The sequence below is a fragment of the Mesorhizobium sp. M1A.F.Ca.IN.022.07.1.1 genome, from assembly GCF_003997575.1.
GTDB lineage: Bacteria > Pseudomonadota > Alphaproteobacteria > Rhizobiales > Rhizobiaceae > Mesorhizobium.
This window is the reverse complement of the sequence record NZ_RZST01000585.1, coordinates 1-1,804: the sequence shown is the minus strand read 5'-3', so window position 1 is coordinate 1,804 and position 1,804 is coordinate 1. Positions and strand designations below refer to the sequence as shown.

Below are 1,804 nucleotides of genomic sequence, written 5' to 3'. Positions count from 1 at the left end.
CTTCAGCACGCCGTCCAACTGCCCGCTGGTTTCCTTGAGGTTCGCGGTGACCGTGTCGACATTGGCGACGATGCTCTTGATCCGGTCCTTGTCGACCGAATTGAGCAGGCCCTCGGCCGCCTTCAGCGTGCTGTCGAGTCGGCCCGACACATTTTGCAATTGCTCCGAAAGCGAGCTCACGGCGGACAGGAATTTATCGATGCCGTCCGAATTCTTGGCCAGCGCGTTGGAGAAGGTCTCGACGTTCTTGACTGTCTGCGTCAGCGGTCCGCGAACATCCTTGGTGAAGCCTTCCAACTCGGAAAGCACCTTGTCGGCACGCGTGAAGATGTTCTGCGCCGTCTGCAGCAGGTTGGTCACGGCCGACGGATTGGCGACGATCTCCGGAACCCTGCCTTCTTTCTCGGCCTGGTCGAGCAGCTTCACTTCCTTGGGATCGGCGCCTTTCAGCTCGATATTGGCCTGGCCGGTGAGGCCGGCGAGCCCGATATCGGCCTGCGTGGACTTGGTGATCGGCGTCATGCGGTCGATCTCGGTGTCGGCGATGGCGACGGTCGGGTTGTCGACATCGATATAGACCCGTTTGACGTCGCCCACCTTGACGCCGTTGAACAGCACGAAGCTGCCGCGGCCAAGGCCCGAAGCCGAGCCCGGGATGCGCACGCGCAACAGAATCGTCTCGCCACGCTCGCCGATCGCGGCCGTCCAGTAGACGAAGGCGAAGGCCGCGAGGATCGCGGCCAGCGTGAAAATGCCGACAATGACGTAGTTGGCTCTGGTTTCCATTACCTCACTTATGGCTATGCGCGAGCCGCAAGATCAAGTTGCCGGGCGCGTTTTCCGCGGAAATAGGATTTTACCCACGGCTCCTCGCTTTTCAGCATGTCGTCGATCGTGCCTTCGACCAGCACCCTCTTCTTACCGAGCACCGCCACGTGGTCGCAGGCGGTGAACAGCGTGTCGAGGTCGTGCGTGACCATGTAGACAGTCAAATCCATCGTATCGCGCAGCTTGACGACCAATTCGTCGAATTCGGCCGCGCTGATCGGATCGAGGCCCGAGGTCGGCTCATCGAGGAAGACGATGTCTGGATCGAGCGCCAGCGCGCGAGCCAACGCCGCGCGCTTGATCATGCCGCCCGACAGCTCGGAGGGGAATTTCTGCGCTGCATCCGGCGGCAGCCCGACCAACTCGACCTTGAGCATGGCGAGTTCGTCCATCAGCTTCTTCGGCAGGTCGAGATACTCGCGCATCGGCACCTGCACGTTTTCCAGCACCGTCAGCGCCGAAAACAGCGCGCCGTGCTGGAACAGGACGCCGAGCCGCATGTCGATGCGCAGGCGCTCGATCTCGCTTGCCTTATCGACGTCGACGCCGAACAGCCTGATGGTTCCCGATTGCTTCGGCATAAGCCCGAGGATGGTGCGCAGCAACACCGACTTGCCGGCGCCCGAGGCGCCGACGAACCCCAGGATCTCGCCGCGCTCGATGTCGAGCGAAAGCTTGTCGAGGATCAGCTTGTCTTCGATGGCAACCGTGACGTCACGGACCGAAAGCACGATCTCGCTCTCGTCCGCGTTCTGCGCCGTGTTGACCCCGTTGCCGCTTGCAACCGCCATCTCAAAACCCGATCGATGCGTAGAACATGGCGAAAAGCCCGTCGAGGATGATGACGACGAAGATCGACTTCACCACCGACGCGGTCACGTGCTGGCCGAGCGATTCGGCGCTGCCGCCGACCTTCATGCCCTCGACCGAAGCGATGGTGCCGATGATCATGGCCATGAACGGCGCCTTGATCAGC

At 61.8% G+C, this 1,804-nt stretch carries 3 protein-coding genes; all 3 read right to left on the bottom strand.

What is annotated here, in order from left to right; translation table 11 throughout:
* Positions 1-786, bottom strand: a 786-nt coding sequence (locus EOA75_RS32430; protein ID WP_164747740.1) for an MlaD family protein, incomplete at its 3' end; no start/stop codon positions are given.
* A gap of 14 nt (positions 787-800) precedes the next feature.
* The gene (locus EOA75_RS32425; RefSeq protein ID WP_067328403.1) at positions 801-1,619 is read right to left on the bottom strand and encodes an ABC transporter ATP-binding protein; all 819 of its coding nucleotides are present in this window, start codon (positions 1,617-1,619) and stop codon (positions 801-803) included.
* Between the two features lies 1 nt (position 1,620).
* Positions 1,621-1,804: ABC transporter permease (locus EOA75_RS32420; RefSeq protein ID WP_206517105.1), on the bottom strand; the 184-nt coding region annotated here is incomplete at its 5' end.